This window comes from Dyadobacter jejuensis, from assembly GCF_003149085.1.
GTDB classification, from domain to species: Bacteria; Bacteroidota; Bacteroidia; order Cytophagales; family Spirosomataceae; genus Dyadobacter; species Dyadobacter jejuensis.
Window position 1 is genome coordinate 181,719 of record NZ_QGDT01000009.1, and the last position, 23,604, is coordinate 205,322.

The following is a 23,604-nucleotide window of genomic DNA, read 5'->3' on the forward strand; positions in this document are numbered from 1 at the left end:
AAGCATGGAGTAGCCGTCCGATTATCTATTATCTGTCTTTATGAATCAACTCTACCGATCCATCCATCATATTGTGGCCGCATTGCTGCTGCTAAGCCTCGGACTGTCAACAGGAGTCCAAGGCCAATCGGCGTCCACCGAAGCCGACAACCAACGCTACCTAGCCCTGCTACTGCTCAACTTACCCATCGAAAAGGGCCCTGAACTGGAGCTGATCCGTACGGCCCACAATTATGGTCTCAATGCGGTATATATAGCCATCCCATGGGACAAGGTTTATCAGCAATCTCCCACGGAAACACCCAAATGGGAAAAATTTGACGAGCAGATCCAGTTAGCCACGAGTCTTGGAATGAAAGTGGCCTTACGCATACATCTGGGCCGCCATAGCACCCGTATCAACGGCTTCTGGGAGGAATCTGACAGTCAATGGAGCCAATTCGACACCCCCTTGCTGGGCGGGTATCAGGACACCGCATTTGGTTTCGACAACCAGCCCATTGTAAATAAGGGCTTGGCTTTTATTAAAGAAGTCACAAACAGATACAAATATCTTCAAACAGAACAAAAATTACTTTTTATCTCCGTCACCAATACCCCCACCCAAGAAGGGGAATATTATAGTACCATTCTTAAAGACGGAAAAGAAGTCCCTACCGTATACGACTACTCCCCAAGCATGCACAAAGGCTTCCAAGAATGGCTCAAAACGAATTATAAGAAAATTGAACGCATGAATTTCCTATGGGGAACTCATTACAAATCTTTCGACGAGGCTCACGCTCCGTCCACGCCTTGGGAGCCCGACCAGGCCTTCCGCCAGCGATTTGGAAAGGACTGGTACATTTATAGACACCTGGTATTCAAAAAGTATGTAGAGCAGACCGTAGATGCTATCAAATCGGTAGATGCCAATATTAAAGTTATTTCCGACTATGGCTCAGTATTTGACGGAGCCTCGCTACGAAGGGGTACCCTGGCTTATATGGATTTGAACGAAAAGACGGATGGAATAAAAGTCAATGACGACTTGGTGAGTTTCGACCACCGCTGGTCGGTAGATATCCTCAAAAGTGCGAGTCCTTCCAATTACCTCATTGCTAACGAACTTTTTGTCAACGAGTTTTTGGATAATACCATACACCAGAAACAGATAGACGAGAATTTCGCCCATGGGGCCAAAGTAGTGGCCGCCCTTATTTCTACCACCAAAACCCTACAACGATCCGAACCTTACTTGCGCGCCGCCGCCGCCAACTGGCTCAACAAACCCATGCCCCCGATTGTTTACACCGATTCGGTGGGTTACCGGCTATCGGATGCTGTAGAAAAAAAGGGGGCTCAGAATGTGATCTACCAGGCTTGGGCACAAAAGGCCTATGCCGACCCCAATAATCCCCGCCCCATCAAAGTGGTGTTGAATGAAGATCTGCTACAACCCTCTTACTGGGACGATGCCTCCAACTACCCACCCTATATCTTGAGGCCTATACCCATGCAGATCGTAGCGGTCAATAAAGACTTCAGCTATAAACTACCTACCGACACCTTTTCGGACGTCGATGGTACCATCGCCAAAATGGTCGCCTCAGGCTTGCCCGCATGGTTAAAGTTTGAAAATGGCACGCTATGGGGCAAACCCACCACCCTCGGTGACTTCCGAATAAAAGTAACCGGCACCGACGATGAGGGTGGAAGTACTGAAGCCTTCTTTACGATCCGGGTCGACACCCAAGAAAATGCCAACAGACCACCGACGGTCAATAGTAACTTCTCGAACCAGACCATCGCTATTAACGAAGCCTTTAGCTTGCCCATTCCGGAGGATGCATTTATAGACGTAGACGGGAAAATCACTAAAATTGAAGCGTTCGACCTGCCCAACTGGCTGAAGTATGAGAACAGAGTATTATCTGGAACGCCCACATCCTTAGGCGAATCCCGGATATTCCTAAAAGCTTATGACGACCTGAACGCCTTCGTAGAAACCTATTTTACCATTAAGGTGGTAGAGCCACAGTTTCTCAATCAGCCTCCCTATGCCTCTAGTCCCTTTCCTGTCAAATATGTTTCGGTAAACTATCCCTTCGAATACGTGCTCCCTAACGTATTTGGCGACAATGACGGCTATATATCGTCCATCTCGATTCAGAATCGCCCGTCATGGCTCGATTTGTCCTTGAACGTGCTTTCGGGCACCCCTACCGAGGAAGGCGAATATCGGCTCATCATTAGGGCCTACGATAATGGTGGAGCTTATGTAGAGATTCCACTGATCCTGATTGTCGAAATCCCCCGCCTGCGCTTTGAGCTGGTAAGGGGCGGAAGGGCCATAGACCAATCCATAATTCGCAAATTAGAAGGCGATAACGTCATTCCATACGACCAAATGCCCCCACTCATCAATATCTATGCCTATGGGAATTTCGATTATGACCGAGTGAATTTTGACTTGACGGGGCCCTTTCATTACAGCTCCTCGACCAACAAATTCCCCTATGCCTTATACGATAACGAGAGTGGCTTCCCGCCCATGGCCGGCCGATATACCCTCACCGTCAAAGCTACCAGCCGCGACAGCACGGTCGTCAGCAACTCCATCCAGTTTAGCATCAGCAAAGGAGACTCTCTAGACATTGTAGGGGACATACCGGCCTGGGATTTCTACCCCAACCCGGTTACCGACGTACTCAACATCCGCTTGCCCAACGATAAGAATAATCTGCTCATAGAATATGCTTTGGTGACCAGCTCCGGGAAGATTATCCCCGTACCGAAGGAGTATGTCACCACCGCCGACAACCTAAGTAATATTGCCCTGTATAAGATGTTTCTGCCGGCTGGTATATACCTAGTCCGCCTCTCCAGCGAAGGACAACTCCTAAAACAGTACCGGATTTTTAAAAAATAAAAGGAGAAGTATTTTTCAATTAGTATGCTTGCATAATAATAGGGAATAATTATATTTGTACTGCGAATTTTAGTATGCACGCATACCAAATACTCATTCCAGAACCACAAATCATAGACGTATCATGCCCGTTGCAGAAAACACCAATGCGATCATAAAAGGAGGAGAGTTCCTGATTAAGGAGACCATAGCCCAGGACATTTTTATACCCGAGCAGTTTGGAGAGGAGCAGCGGATGATCGCTGAGACTTGCCAGGATTTTTTAAAAACAGAGATCTGGCCACGACTAGATGAAATCGATGACGCGAAGTCACCCGAGCTGATCGCTTCGTTGATGGACAAAGCAGGGGCATTGGGGCTCCTAGGTACGGTGGTGCCCGAAGAGTACGGGGGCTTCGGGATGGACTTTAACACCTCTATGCTCGTAGCCGAAACCACCGGAGCGGGCAACTCTTTCTCTGTGGCACTTTCGGCCCATACCGGCATAGGAACCCTGCCCATTCTGTACTACGGAAACGAGGAGCAAAAGCAAAAATATTTACCTAAACTCGCCTCTGGCGAGTGGAAGGCCGCCTACTGCCTTACCGAGCCCGACTCAGGATCGGATGCAAACGCCTCCAAGTCCAAAGCCGTGCTGACCGCCGACGGCCAGCATTATAGGCTAAATGGTCAAAAGATGTGGATCACCAACGGCGGCTTTGCCGACGTATTGATCGTATTTGCCAAAATAGAGGAAGACGGAGCTACTGATAAAAGCTTATCGGCCTTTATTATCGAGAAAAGTTTTGGCGGCATCACCATGAATGAGCCCGAACATAAGATGGGCATAAAAGGATCCGATACCCGGCAAATCTTCTTCAATGACTGCCTGGTACCCGTCGAGAACCTACTCTCGACCAGGGGCAATGGCTTTAAAATAGCCGTTAATATTCTGAATATTGGCCGTATCAAACTGGCTGCTGCTGCCTTAGGAGGTGCCAAAAGAGTGGCACGTCAGGCCATCAATTATGCCAATGAACGCCAACAATTTGGAACTAGCATATCCTCATTTGGTGCTATCAAACATAAGCTTGCCGAAATGGCCCTGCGGATGTTCGCCACGGAGTCGGCTGCTTACCGGGTAGGGCAGCATATCGACGACCTTATCCTGGCATTTAAAGAGGGGGGCATGTCCGATGCGGAGGCTAAGCTGAAGGCTCTGGAGGAATTCGCCATTGAATGTGCCATCATGAAAGTGCATGGCTCGGAAGTGCTCGACTATGTGACCGACGAGGGGGTACAAATTTATGGAGGCATGGGGTATTCGGCCGACGCACCCATGGACCGTGCCTATAGAGATAGCCGAATCAACCGCATCTTTGAGGGAACTAACGAGATCAACCGCCTGTTGGTGGTCGACATGATCCTAAAAAGGGCGATGAAAGGCCAGCTCGACGTGATGGGCCCCGCCGCGGCTGTCGGAAAAGAGATCCTCTCCATTCCCGATTTTAGCACATTCGACGATGAAGGGGTGTTCGATGCGGAAAAGCGCACCCTAAAGAATTTGAAAAAGGCCGTCTTGATGATTGCCGGTGCGGCCGTTCAAAAATATATGATGAAACTATCCGACGAGCAGGAGATCATCATGGACATCGCCGATATGATCATAGAGATTTATATTGCCGAATCGACCCTGCTAAGGGTAGAGAAACGAATAGATCTGTATGGTGCCGATAGCAACGAGCGGTATAAAGATATGGCCTTGGTATACCTACATGGAGCGGTTGAAAAGATCGGTGCTTCTGGCCGCTCAGCCATCACCAGCTTCGCCACGGCCGACGAGCTGAGAGTGATGCTGATGGGCCTTAAAAGATTTACCAAGATAGAGCCCTACAACCTCAAAGAGGCCCGTCGGCGCATTGCCGATGACCTTATTGCCAACAACGATTATAAGTACTAAAAACTTCAAACACTTCGGGGCCAATACCCGATACAACTAAAAGCCGCTTTTAGCGTGCCGAGCCAAATCAGCATCAGGTTTGGCTCTTTTTATATTTTTGGGGGATGTAACTTCCATGTAAATGGCTAAATTGCCCCCCAAATTATTTTTCATTCACCTAAATCCTAAATCACGACGAATATGATTCGCCTAAAAAAGTGTCCACTCATTTTAGTGATCGGCCTGGCCTTGCTCACAATAACCTCCTCGAACCTCCTGGCGCAAAGCTCCAAAACGGGCTCCTTAGAAGACTTAAGCTTCCTTAGTGGTCAATGGAGGGGTGAGTTTTCGGGAGGACCCATAGATGGCGGATGGACCAGCCCTATGGGCGATAATATTGTGGGTTACCTCCGTATGATGAAAGATGGCAAAGCGACCTTATACGAAATCTTTGCCTTCGAACAGACGGAGAATGGGCCTGTAGCAAGGGTAAAGCACTTTAAGCCTGGGATGATCTCCCTTGAAGAAATGGAAGTGTCGGACACCTATCGCTTCATTGAAGCGGGCAAAAACACGGCCTTATTCGAAAAAAATGACGGCTCGGTACGCATTCTATACGAACTCCGGAAAAAAAATCAATTGGTCTTTCAAAAAGGACTCCTTGAAAATGGCACCTGGGTATATAAAGACCTCTTTATCTTCAAAAAATTATCCTAATCGCTCGGACCCGCATTACGGCGGGTCCTTTTTTATAAGGCCATAATCCGAGTATCGGTAACTTCTTCCCTGTTGGCCTCTAAAAAATCACAAAAGGATCTAATTTCACCCTGTTGAACGGATAGGTCCAAGGGCATCTGATATTCTTCTTGGTACACCCGATGAAAATCGGTGATGACATAGCGCAGCCGCCGGATCCCTCGAGACTGCAGGGCCGGCAGATAGAAATTCTGATGATCCTGGGCGAAGCGTCCCGGACTGTATTGTCCGGTTGTCTTAAGATCTACCGCCAGGGTGGTACCTATCACGTCCACAAATCCATACACGAGCACATTATTCCAACGATGCTCGCAATATACCTGGGCCTTTAGCATAGGCCGAGGTAAAAGGGCCCGTACCTGCCGTAGCAGCTCGGGATCATAAGCCTCCTCGTCGGTACCTTTAATGACCGCCTCTTCGAAACTGATGCCTTTGCCTTGTGCCTTAGTTGTCGGCATAGGCACCCTGTTGACCCGGTCGAGCAGTTGCTGCCGATCGAGATACCCTTGGGTATAGCGATGGAAGGTATTGAGTAAGGAAGGATAAAACCGGTATTTGATTTCGTTCATGGCCATACTTAAAATTAGCGTTTTTGGCTCCCAAACCGATAGGTGACGGAAAAAACCAGGTAACTATATCGATCGTTGGGGGTATCGCTGTAGCTCGTGCTTTCCTCGGGATTCACCAGCCTATAGCCCGACGTTGCGTCCAGCTTGTCGGTCCTGACAAACCCAAACCGATAGGCCATGCCCAGGCGCCAATGAGGCCTAGGATTAAAGTCGAGCACCATCCCCAAAGGTATAACCCCTTCATGGGTATTTTTGATCCCGCTGGGCCCATGTGGTTTGCCCCATTTCAGAAATAATCCGTTCCGCTTGCTACTCGAACTGTTAGAAAAGCGTTGCAGCACGTTGCTATCGATATCATAGGCCTTCGCATTAAAATTCATGAGCCCTAACCCACCGCATAGCACAATATTGAAGCGGGATGGGGTCTTTTCTTTGTTCCATTGCTCCATCACATTCCATTGGGCCAATAGGCCTATTTCGTTGAATCGGGTGATAAAATAAGAATTAAAATAAGGGATCCGCTCCCCTCCCAATTTTCCTACGGCATAGTCCAGCTCCAAAGCCCACCTCCTATCGAAATGGTAGGATACCGAGAGGTCTACTACCCCTTGCATATCCTGGTTGTTGAGCTCTCCGTAAAACTGTGTAAGGCCAGCCTGCCCGCCTACCTGCCAATACGACTCTTTAACGCGACGAGAAGTACCGCTCTTTTCGCCCTGCCCAAGAACCTGTCCGCAGAGTACCAGTCCTACTATCGCCATGGCCCACCGTCTTCCCATCTCCCCCAGTGCTTAATGCCCCGCCTCTCCAACACCGACTCCCAGAAATTTTAATACCAAGATGAATGTTGGTATCTCACTACCCTTTAGCCAAGACTAACTTGGTGCTTAGGTCCGTACTTGCGACTTACCACCTGAGAATTTGTCAGTAAATAAGGGTCCTAGCAACAAATACCATTAGCTTTGTAGTTCTAAACTTTAAGACAAATCACTCATGAGTGTATTACCATATAAAGATAAACAATCTAGTAAGAGCGAACAAGTAGCTGAAATGTTCGACAATATCTCGCCAAAATATGACTTATTGAACCACGTCTTGAGCGGGGGAATCGATATTTATTGGCGCAAAAAGGCCATTAAATTGCTTCAAAAACGACAGCCTAAGGTGATCCTGGACATTGCCACAGGAACGGGCGACTTCGCCATAGAAGCCCTCAGCTTAAAGCCTGAAAAGATCATCGGGGTGGACATATCGGAAGGCATGCTGGAGGTAGGCCGTAAAAAAATACAAAAACTAAACAAACAAGATATTATCACCCTACAAACGGGCGACTCCGAAAGATTGACCTTCTCGGACAATTATTTTGATGCCGTCATCGTTTCGTTTGGGGTAAGGAACTTCCAGAACCTGCTGTCGGGACTCACGGAAATGAACAGGGTAATGAAGCCCGGTGGCACCTGTGTGGTCGTAGAATTTTCTAAGCCACAGTCCTTCCCCATTAAGCAGTTGTACCACTTTTACTCAAAGTATTTGTTGCCGCTGATCGGCAGGACGGTCTCCAAAGACCAAGCAGCCTATTCTTATTTGCCAGAATCGGTGCAGGCATTCCCCGATGGAAACGCTTTTCTAGATATTTATACCAAAGCAGGATTCAAAAATACCCAATGCATACCATTAACATTCGGAATTTGTTCAATATACGTAGGCCACAAATAGCCCTACTCCTCGGCCTCTCGTTCATTGCCCTAAATACCTCCGACGTATCGGGGCAAAACATACGCCGCAAGCACCTGGAGTACTACGACGACAAGCCTATTCATTACGGTATTTTGTTTGCCGTTCCTTTTACCGATTATCGCTTTTCGCATAACACGGATTTCTTAACGAAGGACAGCGCCTTTCTGGTAGAGTCGCCTAAGACGGCGGCCTTTCGGATGGGTTTTACGATTAATGCCTTTTTAAACGATCGTTTCGACATCCGTACGACTCCTTCGGTATCCCTTTATGACCGCCAGCTTCGCCTCAGTTACCCCAACGGAAGCAGCCAAATCACCAAACGGGAATCGACTTGGGTAGAGATCCCCCTTTTGCTCAAGTATAAATCCAAACGACGGGGCAATAACCGCATGTATATGATAGCAGGGTGCTCCCTCGGATTGGAAACTAACGTCAAGCGAAACAGAGGGGGGAACTCCGCAGTATTGGACACCCGCACCAGCGACTTTACCTTCGACTATGGCGTGGGATTTGAGCGCTTTTTCGAGTTTTTCAAATTCGCCCCCGAGCTACGGTTTTCTCATGGCATGGGCAATGTGCTGAATCCCTCCACTACCGCCAATACCATGGGCATCAAAAATCTCCGGACACATACGGTAACCCTATACTTAAACTTCGAATAGGAGCCGTAGGCAAGCAAAAACAATATCTAAAAAAGTTTATTTCAAATGATATTGATAATCAGATCGTTAAAAATTTTTTGAAAAATAAATCCATTTTTTTTCAAAAAACATTTGCACAGAAAAAAAATACCCTGCATATTTGCACTCCCAAACGACGAGTAAGGGACCACAAAAAAAGGGAGTTTAGCTCAGTTGGTTCAGAGCATCTGCCTTACAAGCAGAGGGTCGGGGGTTCGAATCCCTCAACTCCCACAATAAAAAAAGCTTCGAAACACGGTTTCGAAGCTTTTTTTATGCCTTAGATATTCCCAAAAAAGATCGGATCAAGGCCGAAACCTGTGAAGGGGATTATTTTTTCAGCTATAGGCCTTAGGCCCTATGCTTTAGAGCTCAAGGATCAAACGATTTTCTTGGAGGGCTTCATCTGATAAAATTAGACATACAGTCTGAATAGAAAAAAAGAAACATCTTTGACCCTTTTTGGCCGATGGCATCTTTTCGGCAATATTTTCAAAATATTCAATTTGAATTAAAATTCATTACCACATTATCCCAGCGAGATAAAATGTTTATAGACATACAAACAATGATTCGTCTATGACGATGCCGTAGGTATCGAACATCTCAGTTACATGCTTAAGCCATGTTACTCCCCAAACTTGTTGGTTGATCCGAAAAAATTTGCTCTAAAATTCATCGTAGAGCTGACATATAGACTTATATTTTTCCGGTTGGCACAATTATGAGTTATAGAATGTCTTTCTATAACTCATTTTTTATGCTAATATTGAGGTATAGAATCAGGAGCTATACCTCATGAAATGGATTTGGGAACATAAAGACTGGCCGAATTTTACTTTTGATCAAGACCGTTTTTCAAAATTTGAAATAGAATTTCATAGAAATGCGGGTCTCATTATTGGCTCATTGTCTGGTATTACTACGGATGAGATTGATGATCTCAGGGTCGCAATTCTGAGTAATGAGGCAATTGATACCTCCAGAATTGAGGGTGAAATCCTCGATAGGGATTCGGTTCAATCCTCTATTCGTAAGAATCTGGGCTTACAAACAGACGGAAGGCGAGCAAATCCCCAAGAGGCGGGCATTTCCCAAATGTTGGTCAATCTCTACAAAACCTACTCCGAACCTTTAACACAGGAAAAGTTATTTAACTGGCATGCCATGATTGTAAATGGGCGAGCCGATCTGGAGGTGATAGGTGGATATCGCATCCATTCAGACCCTATGCAAATAGTCTCTGGCCGGTTAGATAGGCCAAAGGTATTTTATGAAGCTCCACCGTCTTCCCGTATTCCAGAAGAAATGAAATCCTTTATTGCTTGGTACAACAAATCAACGGAGGAGGGGCTGCCGACAATGATTCATGCCGCCATTGCCCATCTGTATTTTGAACTTATTCACCCGTTTGAAGATGGAAATGGCAGGATAGGGCGTGCAATTGCTGAAAAATCGCTAGCCTTGGCAGCAAAGCAACCTTTGGTCACTTCTTTATCCAGTGTTATTGAACTGGATAAAAAGGCTTATTATCAGGCTTTGGAAAAGGCGAACGGCTCTTTAAATATTAACGAGTGGCTTGAGTATTTTGGAACAAAGGTACTGGAAGCCCAAAAGCATGTTCAGGAATTAATTACTTTCGTTATTGCCAAGGCAAAATTCCTGCAACAGTTTGATTCAAAACTGAATGAACGCCAGAAGAAGGTCATACTACGGATATTCCGTGCGGGTCTGGATGGTTTTCAAGGAGGCCTAAGTGCAGAAAACTATATCAGAATTACACAGACTTCCAGAGCAACGGCAACGCGTGATCTACAAGAGCTTGTAGAAATGGGTGCATTAAAACGGGAAGGTAAACTAAGGCATACGAGATATTATCTGGATAGAATAGGCGGAACACAAGCCAATTAAGGATTTGAATATTCATAGGATTGTATAGCCTAACGAAAAATGCTGCTCAATTAATCTTGCCCGCTATACGGTTTACATTATCCGGCATAACACCGAATTCTTTGGCCAATGCGTTCCATTCGGATAAGGAATCCTGAACTCGTTCAATTCTGCCTGTGGCTTCTTTTTGTGACAAATCAGCATGTTCGGCCAATTTCATTAAATCCTTAACACCTGGATTTTGGCCTTCACCGGCAACCATCATACCCGGCAACCATCATACTTTGATGTCCTGCCGGTCCTGATCAAAAATCAATATTTCTTTATTTGCAACAATGTTGCAAATAAAGAAATATTAGCTAATTTTGAATAAAATCGGGAAGATATGACCAGAAGAGCGTTCATAAAACTCGCCAGTACGGCCGCATGGGCTTTTACACCCTCAGCCCTAACTCCTAATATGACATTCTATCCTATGAAAGACCAGACAGATTTCGACGTAATTATTATTGGCGGCAGCTATGCAGGACTTTCGGCAGCCATGACTTTGGGCCGTTCCTTACGGAGCGTGATGATCATCGACAGCGGTAATCCCTGCAATAAACAAACGCCACATTCGCATAACTTCATAACTCAAGATGGAGAAAAACCACATGTTATAGCCGAAAGGGCGAGGACACAGGTTTTGAAATACCAGACGGTAGTGTATTTGAAGGGGCTTGTGGTGCATGCTGCAAAAGAGGGAAATGGCTTTAGGATTGTCACCCAAAAAGGGGAGACATTCGAGTCCAAGAAATTACTTTTCGCAACAGGGATAAAAGACCAAATGCCCGATATAGACGGCTTTGCTGACTGCTGGGGAATATCGGTAGTGCATTGCCCCTACTGCCACGGATACGAGATACGCAATCAGAAAACGGGGATCATGGCCAACGGACAGCGGGCTTTTCATTTGGCCTCATTGGTTCGTAACCTCACCCCAGACCTCACCATTTTAACCTCGGGCAAGGCCGACTTTACAGAGGAACAGCTTTTAAAATTGGACAAGAACGGTGTCACGATTATTGAAAATCCGATTTCAGGAATCGATCACCAAAACGGGTATATACGGCAGGTGGTATTTGACAATGGCAGCAAGGAAAACTTCACGGCCGCCTATGCCGCGGTACCTTTCGTGCAACATTCCGACTTACCCGCCTCCCTGGGCTGTGAACTTACCGAACAAGGCTTACTCCAAGTAGATATGTTTCAGAAAACGACCGTCTCTGGTGTTTTTGCCTGTGGCGACAATGCGAACCCCATGCGTTCGGTAGCCTTTGCCGTATCGAGCGGTACCATGGCCGGGGCTAAAATAAACATGGAATTGACAGAAGAAATCTTTTAAGAAAAGAAATATGATCCAGGTATTTATAACAGACCTAAGAGACCCCTCCCAAGCCAACACTTTGTTGGATACGCTTGAAGCCTCGCTGGAGGGGCTAAAAATCAATTTTGACTTTAGCGACACGAATCAACCATTTCCATGCGGACATACCATACTTCGAACCGAAGGGGACGACATCCATACGGAAAAGCTCCTCTACATTCTTAATAAATCGGGAGTCGCTTGCAGCCCTCTAGAGGAAAGAGTTTGCTACTAAACACTGTATAATACTGCTAAATGATGCCCGCCCCTCACGAGCCCTAGAAATAGGACGTAAGGAGCGGCCCCTTCTTAGGCCTTAAGGCTTAATCGTGACGATCACCCTTTTATAGCTTGTCATGGCCGGAGTACCTTTATCCGAAACCTTCAATATAAAATGGGCGGTTTCTTCTTTGGATACTTTAGGAGCTTTTACATTAACCCGGTACACATTTTCAGCCCCAACGTTGATTGGCGACCCTTTATACGTCCCCGCTTCGGGATAGTGAAACCACAGAAAGCTTAGGTTATCGCCATCGGGATCCTTGCTATCGATGGCGTTTAATAGAAAGCTCTCTCCAGACTTTACCGTCAGCCGATCGGCATGGGCCAATACCGGCACAGGGGCATGGTTTGCCTCAGCGTAGGGCTGGGTACACCAGTCCATACGGGCTGCAAAGTCATTTTGAAAATCATCTCTCCATCGCCATAACGTCACTTTATCATTTTTAAAAATTGAGGTATCCCGTTTTACCGAGCGACCATACGCACTGGGCCGATAGGGGCTATAACTATCGGCAGCGTTGGTCCATATGGCCCGAGTCTCCGGCTGAATGGGCACGATAGAGCTCCCATCTTTGACCTTCGAAAAATCGGGAATATAATGCTCGTACCGACCACCCCATCCCCCCCATTCGGGATGTTCGGATTCGTTGAGTCCATTAGGGATAAGCGACAAAAATGCGGGCGTATCCCCCTCCACACCCCAAGCCACATCGGGATATACCGCCCCCAATGGGCCATGATTTTGCTGTATGTTTTTGGCAATCCAGTCGTTGCTGATGCTAGAGTTATCTATACCCGCCACAACACTATTGACACCCGACCAGGTCGCCTGGCCATAGTCATCCCCTGGGCTAACGATATAAAAAAGCTGGGGGAATTTAGTTCTAAGCCAAGCCCCGCTGTCGTCCTGATCGGAAATGGTGTACACCCGCAGCTTCGAAACCAACCTTTGCACCTCCGACGCCGTTTTAGTTTTTTCTATTTTATAAAGCGCTTGGGCGAGGGTATTCACCCCTCCCCATACCGACACCCATAGGGGCCGCTCGTCGTCGTCTTCGAGGATTTTGATGATCCAGTCGGAGCCTTCCGAATCCTTCCCCTCCCCTACTCCTTTCATTCCATAAACAGGAAGTCCCTTTTTAATGAGCCCTAACACCGACTCTGACGATGGGAAGTCTGGGCTGTGCTTTAACAAATTAGGCTGAACTTTGCCGTAAGCATGGACGATCTTCTGGATGGACTCGGGATGTATAGACGACTGCAACCAACAGGAGGTAGTGGCGACGATCCCTTTGAGCTCGATTTCGTTGGAATATAACAGCAGACGCACAAACGACTGGCTATCATCCGGATCGGCTTCTATATCGGAGAGTATGATCACTCTGTTCTTATGGGCCGCCTGGCCCATAAGGCCTCCAGAGCACACCAATAACATAATAAGAATAAAAATGGGTTTCATGAGGGACTATTCTTGTATTTGTCGTTTAAAAACATAAATTTATTCCTATTATCAGATTAAAACTATCGATAATTTGACCTAAACAGGTTGTATTATGATCGATCCATTGCGGGGAATTGCCTAGCTGTTGAGGATTATAGCCCCCAATCAAAAAATATTGATACCACGCAAAAGCAACCTCCCGACACTACCCTTCGTACATGTTATATCAGCCCTCCAGTATTATTCCCTTCCGTTCCCTTTGCTAACAACCGTCTGAACACGCCGAAAAGGACATCAAAAAGGAGTAGGCAAAACACTATAACTATACATACGAAATGATGAATCTAAAAATCCTAGCTTCCATGGTCGTACTTGGCCTGTTTGCAACTTCCTGCAACGACCACAATAACGACCCTATGAGCCCGCTGATGTTGAACATTACAGGACTCGAAGATTTGGGTGCAGACTTCAGATACGAAGGTTGGCTGATCGTTAATGGAGCCCCCGTATCCACCGGCACTTTCTCTGTAAATTCGAGTGGAACTCCTTCTAGTACCTCGTTTTCGATGCTTACCGCCAACCTTACCGGGGCCACCAAGTTTGTGTTGACCATAGAACCCTATCCCGACAGCGACCCCACCCCCTCTGCTACACATTTACTGGCCGGTGACTTTACGGGCACTACGGCTCCTCTTTCAATAGGCGCACCTGAAGCTTTGAATAATGACTTTACGGCGGCGACTGGGAAATACATCCTGGCCACCCCCTCTAATGGGGATAATACCGATGAAAACAGTGGGATATGGTTTTTAGGCAGCCTCCCTCCCACGGCGGGGCTAGTACTCCCCACCCTGCCAGCTGGCTGGAAATATGAAGGCTGGGCCGTTATAGGAGGCACGCCCGTCACCAGTGGCACTTTCCTAACTCCTATGGGAGCCGACGAGTTCAACGGCTTCAGCGGACCTAGTGCTACGCCACCATTTCCAGGGGAGGATTTCCTTGTCAACGCCCCAACGGGGGTAACCTTCCCCACCGACCTGTCGGGTGGTAAGGTCGTGGTGAGTATAGAACCCTTTCCCGACAACAGCCCCGCCCCCTTTCTGCTAAAACCCCTGCTGGCCGACGTACCTGCCGGAGCCATGGACCACGTCGTCTATAACATGAACAATATCATTGCCAGCAACGCGCCTACTGGCACGGCTACTCGGTAATGGTTATACGCCAGGTTCGCATTCCGCACCCTTTGCGAATACGGATTGCGAACCTGGGATTTTTGAGATGGGTTATATTTTGATTAGCTTTTCGACCCGCCCATGCCCCTTGCCTGTGAGCTTCAGAAGGTGGGTTCTAGCCCTAAAACTATGTAAAAGAATCGATATAGTAGTCGGTTGACTAGAAATACTGCTCCTTACCTCCGCCGCCCCATTAAGATCAAAAAGCTCCCACGGCCAATTTTGCCCCGACACTAAGTCCAGCCTCACTTCCACACTAGCCGGATTGGGGCAAAGCTGCATGGTTTACCCTTCAAAGTAGATGACTCTGAAGGTCCTCTAGTTGTTGGGCTTTAAAGTGTATCTCCCACCGTTGTTCGGCCTTAAGGAATTTTTAGGAATTATAATCTCTGTCAATTTATTACTTGGTAATCGCTACCGTATCCATATAGGCCGATAGTGCCTTTGGCATAGTTGATGCATTTTGGAAAATACTCTACCCATTTTATGTCCTTAAAAAACCCGAACCGTAGGCTACTGGATTAAAATATTCTTCAAAATGGCCCCCTACAGCGTTCCCGTTTTTCCGCTCGGTCAATAAATCTTTATATTGCGCCATGGAGAGCCCAGCAGAACTTCAAAAAAGCAAAATCAGTATTATTCGAAGCATCACTAGAATTTATCCAAAGTTATTACTTTTGAATAAAAAACACGCTCTACACCATCGATCAACGATTTTCTCTCCTATTATACCGATTAGAAATATCCCCTTACATGATTTCACATCAAAAAAGTTCTAAAACCCTGGCCATTGGCCTGGCCAGTTTAGCCGGGTTCGTCGACGCCCTTGGTTTTTTAAATCTGGGTGGAGTCTTTGTCTCATTTATGAGTGGTAACTCCACCCGCTTCGCCGTTGGGGTCACTTCCGAACTGCCCCTTAAAATCACCTTGATTCCCTTAGGAATTATTGCCCTGTTTGTAGCTGGGGTAATGGCCGGGCGAGCTATTCGGCATTATTTCCCCAAAAGGCCTTCCACTGCAGTGATGGTGTTTATCTCAGCTGCCCTCACCGTCTCCAGCATCATTCATGGTTCCAGACTGACCCTACTCGACCTCCCCCTGATGGCCATCGCTATGGGAGCCGCTAATAATGTATTTTTTAGGGAAGGGGAAGTGAGCGTCGGCGTCACCTATATGACGGGCACCCTTGTAAAACTAGGACAACGACTGGCCGGAAAGCTATTAGGAGAAAAAGAACAGGAGTGGCTACCCTATTTCCTTTTATGGATGGGCTTGGTTGCCGGTGCAACTTTGGGTTCATTTACCTATACCCACTGGGGGCTTCATGCCCTTTGGATTGGGGTAGCACTATGCCTAGCCCTAACGCAATTCTGCGCTTGGATTGAAAACAAGTAACGCAACTAAAGGGTCAAAACCGGGAATCAACTAGCATTTAGTTACTTTGAGACGACTTAGAGGCCCAAACCTCTAACCGCAATAAGTAAAAGCCACAATCACTATCCAAGATTTACGAATCTATTTAGACATGCAGTGCATCTATTCTAATTCTAATGGATGGGAATGGTGTCGATCCAATGCTGAGCAAATCCGTCTGACAGCTGCACAGGGCCATCTGAGCGGCCGTCACACCCCTTTGGCACCCCATATCAATCCAACGGCATATATTTCTTCTGTTACTTTTTTGTTAAGCTATAAATGGGTGATTATTGCCATTATGGCCCAGAATACCATTTCTGAGCTTATCTCGAGAAGGGTCGCCCCTTAAACTTTACCTTCCATAACAATAAATTAATGGCTTGAAACTTGATAAATGGTTAGCATTTGTTAATTTTATCGTAAACAAATAGCTCATAATCAATTTAAAGGCATGATTGGTATAATATTTGTTAACATCAGAAGCCCACAAAAATCTCACCATTTGAATGAATTCTAAAACTCAAAGAATGAAACTACTTCCTAAACGCTTTTGCAAATTAGCAAGTGTTTTTCTTGCCACGTCGGTTGCGATAGGCCAAGCCCATGCACAGGATGTGCTGGTGATGGATAGCTTGGCCATATCTAATCGGAGTGGAGTAGAAAACAGTTTGCAGGGCACCGTAGCCGGATTGAGGGTAAAAGATTGGACCGGCACCCCCGGAACCCAATCCATCATCAATCTTCGCGGCCTAAGCCTAGACCCTACCAATGAAGCGACGGCACCGCTCATTCTGATTAACGGGGTCCCCGTCATCACCAGCCCATCGAACGTTACGGGCATTAACCCACTTAGTTATTATTCACCAGAACAGATCGAACGGATCGAGATCCTTAAGTCTGTAGATCAACTCGCCGCCTATGGCGTTCAGGCACCCAATGGTGCTATCAACCTGATTATGAAAGCCGGTAAGGCTGGGCCATTGCACCTCAGAGGATCGGCCTCTGCGGGGGTCAATGTGCTCCACGACTTCGATTACCGTACCGATGCCTTCTACGACTTCAACTCCACTGCTCGCAGGAAGGTCTTTGAAAGTGGCTCCATCGTCCACCAGCAAAATATCCTCGTGGATGGAGGAGGAGACTATGGCTCCTATTTATTTGGGCTAAATAATTATTCGGACGAAGGGGTTCTAAAGTCGACGAAGTTTGGCAGACAGTCATTATTCCTTAACGCCAAATACAATATCACCCCCAAGTTGAAAGCCCATTTTTATAACAACTTGGCCCTGACGAATAGGGATGGCCGTTATGCTGGTGAGTACAGCCGTGCCTTTACCCTTCCAGTCATAGAAGATGAAACCTTTTTTATGGACAAAAAGCGGAATGTCGCTTTCCTATCCTCGATTGGGCTTTCTTATCAGCTTGGTCCTGGTCTGAGCCTAAATACCACCGCGGGAATATCCTATGAAGGTGCTAGCCGAGACATATATATACCTTCCAACATCCTGAAAGGCAGCATATATGCTTCGAGTGATGCCTACAAACGACAACTCATCTCCATCAAAAGTGCCTTAAAATATCAACCCACTCTTTCCAATGACTGGACCATGGACCTCACCTTGGGGCATGAGCTTAGGGCTACCGACAACCGGCTGACTTCAGTTGGAGGCTCCCGTAGCCTAGAAAGCGGTGGCTCCAACTTCGTAAAAGTGGTTACGGGCTATAATGCCAATCAGACCGATGCACTTTCGGATCATGATGTGGAGCAACTAATTGGCTTTTATGGAATCGGAAAATGGAGCTACCGTGACGATCTCAAGGTCAATTTGGTACTTAGAACCGACGGAAGCTCGCTTTATCAAAATAAATGGGGTTTCTACCCTGCAGTAGGTGTCGTATATAACCTAGCGAACACACTTAAGCTACCAGTAACGGCAAAGCTATCTGCAGGAAAGATGGGCATGTTAAACCGGCCCCAAGCTTACCGTGGTGAGCTGGTTGCAAAAGGCGATTATTATAACGGCAACTCCCTAGGAATTGGCCAGCTATACCCCGCCTTCAGAGACGCCAAAAGTGTCGATGTTACTGAAATAGATGCGGGACTATCCTTCCAGATCGCCCCATCCATCACTTTCGATGTCAATTACTTCAATAAAACGTACCAGGACTTTATTTACAAGCGTTACCTGCCCAATAGCCAAGGGATCGACTACCAGTACGAAACAGGTGGGAAACTTGGATTATCAGGATTTGAATTCACCTTGAATGGTACCTGGGTCCATTCCGATCATTTTACTTGGTCGAGCAACCTGAACCTAGCCGCTTATAACAACCAAGTCAAGGAGCTCCCCAACGACCTCACCAATACCAGCCTCGCCTACCTTTCGGCCTTGTCGGAGGGCGACCCTATCACGTCGTTGGTAGCTTACGAGGGCAACCAACAGAAGGTTATTGGAAATAGCGAGGCGAAATTGTTTGGAGGAATCAGCAATACCCTGCGCTTCAAGAACATTTCTGCAAGCTTCGTTTTTAACTATGCTTCTGGTACAGACGTACTGACCGAATCGTTCGGTAGCCGCTATGATGCCGCTTCGGTTGACCACCAATTTCCTTTGAAAAATGCCGAGACCCCTTATTACTTTATTCAGGGGGATGCTAAAAACCCCGTGTATCAGGGAATACGCACGATAGAGCCCGCTAGTTTTATTCGGTTAAATAAAGCCGTGGTAACCTACCATATGGCCTCTTTATTTAAGAAGAATCAAAGAGTAGAGGACTTCCAATTGTTTTTAAGAGGGGACAATCTAGCCACTTTTACTAAATACAGCGGATTCAATCCGGAGGAGAATGTAGCGGGAGTTAGAAGAGCAGACCTGAGCTACACCGGGACTCCGCTCCCAGTTGTTTTTGCCCTTGGTTCTAAAATCGTATTTTAAATAATGGTAATCATGAATATAAAGATTTACTCAAAACTTTGGAAACTGATACCCATTGTTGTTATATCATTTTCCTCTTGCACCGACTTCCTTTCCGTCACTCCCGATAACAGAACAGAAGTGGAGGGGTATTATACTACCGCCCAAAGGGTGGACCAAGCCGTAGTGGGCACTTATGTGGACCTACGCCGCGCCCTGCTTAGCAACTACTCCTGGCTGATGTATGGAGAGGCACGGGCTGCCGATGTGACCGTCAATGTAGACTTTCAACCCTACGTAGCTGCACAGCGGCTCAAGGTCGATCATTATGAATTGAAACAGTTAACCGACTGGGGATATTTTTACGATGTTATCAACAGTGCCAACGAGGTGTTGGATATCGTTAATACGGCAGAACCTGAGGTGCTTTCAGAATACCAGCGCACCTTATATCGGGGAGAAGCTTTGGCTTTAAAGTCCATGGCGTACTTCTACCTAACCCGCATTTGGGGGGACATCCCTTCTGGAGAAGCTTCCGATATGGGCCAACCACTCACTGCAGCAGCCGCAGTGGATCGTGCTGCTGCTTATGCCAAAGAGGCCAAGGATTTATTACCCTGGGTTTTATTGAACGACGATGGCATCGAAAGTGCCGCCTTGACCGCCGTTAGGTTCAATAAAACAGCGGCATCTTTATTGCTCGCCCAAGAAGAACTTTGGGCCAACAAAGGTTCTGAGGCTCTCACCACCTTACAGGCACTCTTCGCCGATGAAGCCAGTTTATCCGGATTTGGCCTTTCTTTAGGAATAGACCGACGTACTGAAATCCCTGAAACTCCGCTGAGCGGGACCATGGTCAGTATGCCCCTGGACAGACTCAATTCCTTATACCCTGAAGGAGACACACGCCGTGCCAGTTTATTTACAGTTTCAGCTAGCCAAGGTACAGCGACCCTGATCGTAAAAGATCAGTCGAAGCTCGATTTACTAAAACTAGGTGAACTTAATCTGCTTCTTGCTGAAGCCTACTGGCGTTCGGGCCAGTTGGAAGAGGCCATTCAATACCTGGTTACGGCTGCTGAAGGGGCCACCGAAGATTATACCACCTTGTCGGATGGTACCTTCGCAGATGCGCTACTGCTAGAGCGGCAGCGGCTGCTTGTTGGCACAGGACAGCGCTTCTTCGATCTCGTTCGGTTCGGCAAGGTAAGCACCTTCGTTCCCGAATTCAGCGAGACTGATGTACAGAATGGGGCCGCTTATTGGCCTTTATCCGAAAGCAGCATCAGTGGCCATTCCCTTACTCAAAGTAGTTATTGGGCCAACCAACAATAACATTGACCCTTTTAAAAAATATTCCCATGGAGACAATCATACAAAGAACTTGTTTTCTTCTCGTAGTCCTGTTGCTTCCTATGCTAGCATTTGCCCAAAAGGCTCATACTGGCAAAGTAACCGACCAAGATGGAGAAATACTAATAGGAGCGACCGTCGGGGTGAAAGGCACCGATCGCTTTACCGTGACCGATATTAATGGTAAATATACCTTATCCCTTAAAGTAGGTGAAACCATCATCTGCTCTTACATAGGCTACCATACCAAGGAAGTGGCCTACCGCCAAGCTTCCGACTTAGCCATTCAGCTAGAATCTAGTGTAGAAGAGCTAGAAAGCGCCATTGTTATAGGCTATGGTACCCAGATCCGCGAGGAAGTTACCGGGTCTATCTCGGAAATCAAGATGGACAAGCTCACCGAAACACAGGTGGCCGATTCGTTTGAGTCGCTTTTACAAGGAAAAGTAGCTGGGATGAACATACAGCTCAACTCCGGGGAACCCGGATCGAAACCCACCATCATCATTAGGGGGCTTGCCGCGGTGAGCCGGGGGGATGCCTCTGCTGTATCAGAGCCCTTATATGTGGTGGACGGAGTACCGATTATTTCTAGGACTGCCGACGAATTCTCAATTACCAGCACCAATGTACTTGCTGATCTTAACCCCAGCGATATAGAAGACGTGGTCGTGCTAAAAGACGCCTCTGCAGCGGCCATTTATGGTTCTAGAGCAGCGAACGGGGTTATCTTGATCACCACCAAAAAAGGGAGACGAGGCAAGCCACAAATTAGCTTCAACGCCCGTCTGGGGATCAACTACGTTCCGCAACTACAGGATGTGGCCGGCGGGGCTAAAGAACGAGAGCAAGTAGCCCGTTTGTATGCTTCTTACGCTCCCTACGGTGTTACTATGCCTGCCATGTATACCGATGCCAATAATCCCTTTTACAACAATTCGTCGGATTGGCAAGGATACTTGTACAATACGTCGGTAACTCAGGATTACAGTGGTTCCATCCGTGGAGCTGGTGACTTTGGACAGTACAGCATCAGCATGGGTCATATGGACAACAAGGGTATTTTGTTCAATACCGGCTTCAAGCGCTACAGTACCATGGCGAGCACGAGCTTTAACGCATTGAAAAACACGCTCGTAATCGACAATACCTTGGCCGTATCGCGTACCGACCAAACCCGTAACCCCGATGGACTCTCTACAAATTACTCCACCCTCTTACCACTACCCAACCAAGAGATTGTTAAGGGGGCCGAGGTATATGGATTAGGCAAGAGTTCCAACCTAAATGACCGGATTCGTTTTAGCTCAAACGCAACCCTGAACTTCATTAAAAACCTGACGTACAAAGCGAGCCTCAGCCTTGAGTATACGCGTAGTATGCAGGATTCTTATAGTGCTTCGCGCCGTACTTTGAGGGCCACCAACAGCAGCGGTACCAGTGAAAGCCGAAACTTATTGTTTCAAAATACCCTGAACTATGCCCCCAAATTTGGTGACGGCCATAGCTTAAGCTTTCTTTTGGGACAAAGTGCAGAAAAAATAGAGACCAAAATCACCAGCGTGAGTAGTGTGAGCGCCTCCCCTACCTTATCGGAGACGGTCAACTGGCCCACAGGAAACGCTATTGGCTCGAGTAACTACACGGGAAGTTCAATATTGTCCTATTTCAGTCGGTTAGACTATTCCTACAAACAGAAATATATGATCGGTGGCTCGTTGCGGGCCGATGGGTCGTCCAAATTCGGACAAGCCAACCGCTGGGGTATTTTCCCTTCGGTCTCGGTAGGCTGGAACTTCGACAAAGAGGGTATTTTTGAGGATGTAGAATGGCTGGAAAGTGGTAAGATTCGCGCCAGTTACGGGGTTTCTGGAACTACCTGGAACAACGACTACCTGGCTCTGGGAATTATGGACGGAGGTTCTCTGGACAATTACAATTCTAACCTGGAGATTTCTTATGGTGGTATTTCTGGGTATTCTCCATCTTGGTACGATGGGTTTAAAAACGAAAACCTAACCTGGGTAAAGAGCCAGATGAGCAATGTCGGGATGGATGTGTCCTTGTTTGGTAATAAAGTCGAATTCATCTTCGATGCCTATGAAAAACTCACCAAAGGATTACTCCTAACCACCTCCCTGCCTACTACTTCGGGATATAACGAGGTATACCGGAACGCGGCCAATGTACTCAACCGAGGACTCGAATTTACAGTAAACACCAATATCAATGCCGGAACGAACTTCAACTGGAATACGGGACTTAACTTCGCCCTTAACCGAAATAGAGTGGTGGCTCTGCCAGACGGAAACGCCGATATCATCAAAACCAGTACTTCTGGTCAAGATTTCGGATCTATCGTAAGGACGGGAACGCCACTGAACGGATTTTTCTTCTACGAGTCTCAGGGTATTTACCAAACGGAAAGTGAGATCCCTGTAAACCCAAAAACGGGTGCCTCTCTTCTTGGTTTACAGAACAAAATACTAGCCGTGGGCGACCGTAATTTTAAAGATCAAAACGGTGATTATATCATCGATGTCGATGACCGAATCTACGCCGGAGATCCTAACCCCAAATGGACCGGTGGATGGACCAACGACTTCAGATACAAGAATTTTGGACTCAACATCATCTCTACGTTTGTAGTGGGCAGAAAAATTGTAAACACCGCCTTGCTCGACCGTTTACAGTTTGGAAAAGACTTTGCAGGAACTGGCTCTATGCCCAACTTCGACAACTACTCAATATGGGAAAAGAGTGGAGATGTGGCCAAATACCCCACCCTCAACCCCTGGAACGACGCCTCCCAGATCGTCTCCTACGACTCGGAATATGTAGAAGATGGCTCTTACTTCAAGGTCAAAGCGGCGACATTGTCTTATAACCTAAACAGCAAAATGCTGAACCGCCTTGGGATAGGAAGAGCTCGGGTATACTGCACCTTCGACAATATTGTCACCTTCCAAAAATACAGTGGTCCTGATGCCGAGCTGGTCACCATCGACGGCTTCGACGCCTCTGGAGGGTATCCGATGCGGAGGATGATGTTATTTGGAGTTTCACTGGGACTATAGTAAAAAAAGTTAAATCGTAAGA

At 47.0% G+C, this 23,604-nt stretch carries 18 protein-coding genes and 1 tRNA gene; 15 read left to right on the forward strand and 4 right to left on the reverse strand.

Annotation, left to right across the window (positions count from 1 at the left end; all coding sequences use genetic code 11):
• The first annotated feature begins 40 nt into the window (after positions 1–40).
• The 3 genes from CLV98_RS16540 (at position 41) to CLV98_RS16550 (ending at position 5,546) form a co-directional block, all read left to right on the forward strand.
• The gene (locus CLV98_RS16540; protein WP_109675921.1) at positions 41–2,911 is read left to right on the forward strand and encodes a putative Ig domain-containing protein; all 2,871 of its coding nucleotides are present in this window, start codon (positions 41–43) and stop codon (positions 2,909–2,911) included.
• Between the two features lie 124 nt (positions 2,912–3,035).
• A complete protein-coding gene (locus CLV98_RS16545; protein WP_109675923.1) occupies positions 3,036–4,850 on the forward strand; it encodes an acyl-CoA dehydrogenase FadE in 1,815 nt (604 codons plus the stop codon).
• A 180-nt stretch (positions 4,851–5,030) separates the two neighbouring features.
• Entirely contained in the window at positions 5,031–5,546 is a 516-nt protein-coding gene (locus CLV98_RS16550) for a DUF6265 family protein (protein ID WP_109675925.1), read from the forward strand.
• Positions 5,547–5,578: 32 nt separating this feature from the next.
• On the opposite strand, the gene CLV98_RS16555 is transcribed toward CLV98_RS16550, so the two are convergent.
• Both CLV98_RS16555 and CLV98_RS16560 read right to left on the reverse strand, forming a co-directional pair.
• Entirely contained in the window at positions 5,579–6,154 is a 576-nt protein-coding gene (locus tag CLV98_RS16555; protein WP_211320054.1) for a hypothetical protein, read from the reverse strand.
• A 14-nt stretch (positions 6,155–6,168) separates the two neighbouring features.
• Positions 6,169–6,933, reverse strand: coding sequence for a hypothetical protein (locus tag CLV98_RS16560; RefSeq protein WP_109675929.1), 765 nt, complete (start codon positions 6,931–6,933; stop codon positions 6,169–6,171).
• Positions 6,934–7,147: 214 nt separating this feature from the next.
• Here CLV98_RS16560 and ubiE point away from each other — a divergent pair, with 214 nt between their 5' ends.
• The 4 genes from ubiE to CLV98_RS16580 all read left to right on the forward strand — a co-directional run bounded on the left by ubiE (position 7,148) and on the right by CLV98_RS16580 (position 10,482).
• Complete coding sequence (gene ubiE, locus CLV98_RS16565; RefSeq protein ID WP_109675931.1) at positions 7,148–7,870, forward strand: bifunctional demethylmenaquinone methyltransferase/2-methoxy-6-polyprenyl-1,4-benzoquinol methylase UbiE; 723 nt, start codon at positions 7,148–7,150, stop codon at positions 7,868–7,870.
• Complete coding sequence (porT, locus tag CLV98_RS16570; protein ID WP_109675933.1) at positions 7,819–8,553, forward strand: type IX secretion/gliding motility protein PorT/SprT; 735 nt, start codon at positions 7,819–7,821, stop codon at positions 8,551–8,553. Before ubiE ends, porT begins: the two co-directional genes overlap by 52 nt.
• A 177-nt stretch (positions 8,554–8,730) precedes the next feature.
• Positions 8,731–8,805, forward strand: a tRNA-Val gene (locus tag CLV98_RS16575).
• A gap of 564 nt (positions 8,806–9,369) precedes the next feature.
• On the forward strand, positions 9,370–10,482 hold the full coding sequence (locus CLV98_RS16580; protein ID WP_109675934.1) for a Fic family protein: 1,113 nt from the start codon (positions 9,370–9,372) through the stop codon (positions 10,480–10,482).
• A 46-nt stretch (positions 10,483–10,528) separates the two neighbouring features.
• Here the strand turns inward: CLV98_RS16580 and CLV98_RS16585 are convergent, their stop codons facing one another.
• Positions 10,529–10,726, reverse strand: a complete 198-nt coding sequence (locus CLV98_RS16585) for a hypothetical protein (RefSeq protein ID WP_109675936.1) — start codon at positions 10,724–10,726, stop codon at positions 10,529–10,531.
• A 120-nt stretch (positions 10,727–10,846) separates the two neighbouring features.
• Between CLV98_RS16585 and CLV98_RS16590 the strand changes: the two genes are divergently transcribed.
• Both CLV98_RS16590 and CLV98_RS16595 read left to right on the forward strand, forming a co-directional pair.
• Positions 10,847–11,845 carry an NAD(P)/FAD-dependent oxidoreductase gene (locus CLV98_RS16590; RefSeq protein WP_310588732.1) on the forward strand — a complete coding sequence of 333 codons (999 nt, stop codon included), beginning with the start codon at positions 10,847–10,849 and terminating at the stop codon, positions 11,843–11,845.
• A gap of 10 nt (positions 11,846–11,855) precedes the next feature.
• Positions 11,856–12,101, forward strand: a complete 246-nt coding sequence (locus CLV98_RS16595; RefSeq protein ID WP_109675938.1) for a hypothetical protein — start codon at positions 11,856–11,858, stop codon at positions 12,099–12,101.
• Positions 12,102–12,182: 81 nt separating this feature from the next.
• On the opposite strand, the gene CLV98_RS16600 is transcribed toward CLV98_RS16595, so the two are convergent.
• Positions 12,183–13,607 (reverse strand): DUF1593 domain-containing protein, encoded by a 1,425-nt coding sequence (locus CLV98_RS16600; protein ID WP_109675940.1) that lies wholly within the window; start codon positions 13,605–13,607, stop codon positions 12,183–12,185.
• A gap of 317 nt (positions 13,608–13,924) precedes the next feature.
• Here CLV98_RS16600 and CLV98_RS16605 point away from each other — a divergent pair, with 317 nt between their 5' ends.
• From CLV98_RS16605 to CLV98_RS16630, 6 genes are all read left to right on the forward strand, one after another.
• Positions 13,925–14,800 carry an anti-sigma factor gene (locus tag CLV98_RS16605; RefSeq protein ID WP_146202299.1) on the forward strand — a complete coding sequence of 292 codons (876 nt, stop codon included), beginning with the start codon at positions 13,925–13,927 and terminating at the stop codon, positions 14,798–14,800.
• A 774-nt stretch (positions 14,801–15,574) separates the two neighbouring features.
• Entirely contained in the window at positions 15,575–16,216 is a 642-nt protein-coding gene (locus tag CLV98_RS16615) for a YoaK family protein (protein WP_109675946.1), read from the forward strand.
• 130 nt (positions 16,217–16,346) lie between these two features.
• On the forward strand, positions 16,347–16,586 hold the full coding sequence (locus CLV98_RS23475) for a hypothetical protein (RefSeq protein WP_158281283.1): 240 nt from the start codon (positions 16,347–16,349) through the stop codon (positions 16,584–16,586).
• 178 nt (positions 16,587–16,764) lie between these two features.
• Entirely contained in the window at positions 16,765–19,173 is a 2,409-nt protein-coding gene (locus CLV98_RS16620) for a TonB-dependent receptor plug domain-containing protein (RefSeq protein WP_158281284.1), read from the forward strand.
• A gap of 12 nt (positions 19,174–19,185) precedes the next feature.
• Positions 19,186–20,487: a RagB/SusD family nutrient uptake outer membrane protein gene (locus CLV98_RS16625; protein ID WP_158281285.1), complete on the forward strand. Its 1,302-nt coding sequence runs from the start codon at positions 19,186–19,188 to the stop codon at positions 20,485–20,487.
• 26 nt (positions 20,488–20,513) lie between these two features.
• The gene (locus tag CLV98_RS16630; protein WP_109675952.1) at positions 20,514–23,582 is read left to right on the forward strand and encodes a SusC/RagA family TonB-linked outer membrane protein; all 3,069 of its coding nucleotides are present in this window, start codon (positions 20,514–20,516) and stop codon (positions 23,580–23,582) included.
• Positions 23,583–23,604 lie beyond the last annotated feature (22 nt).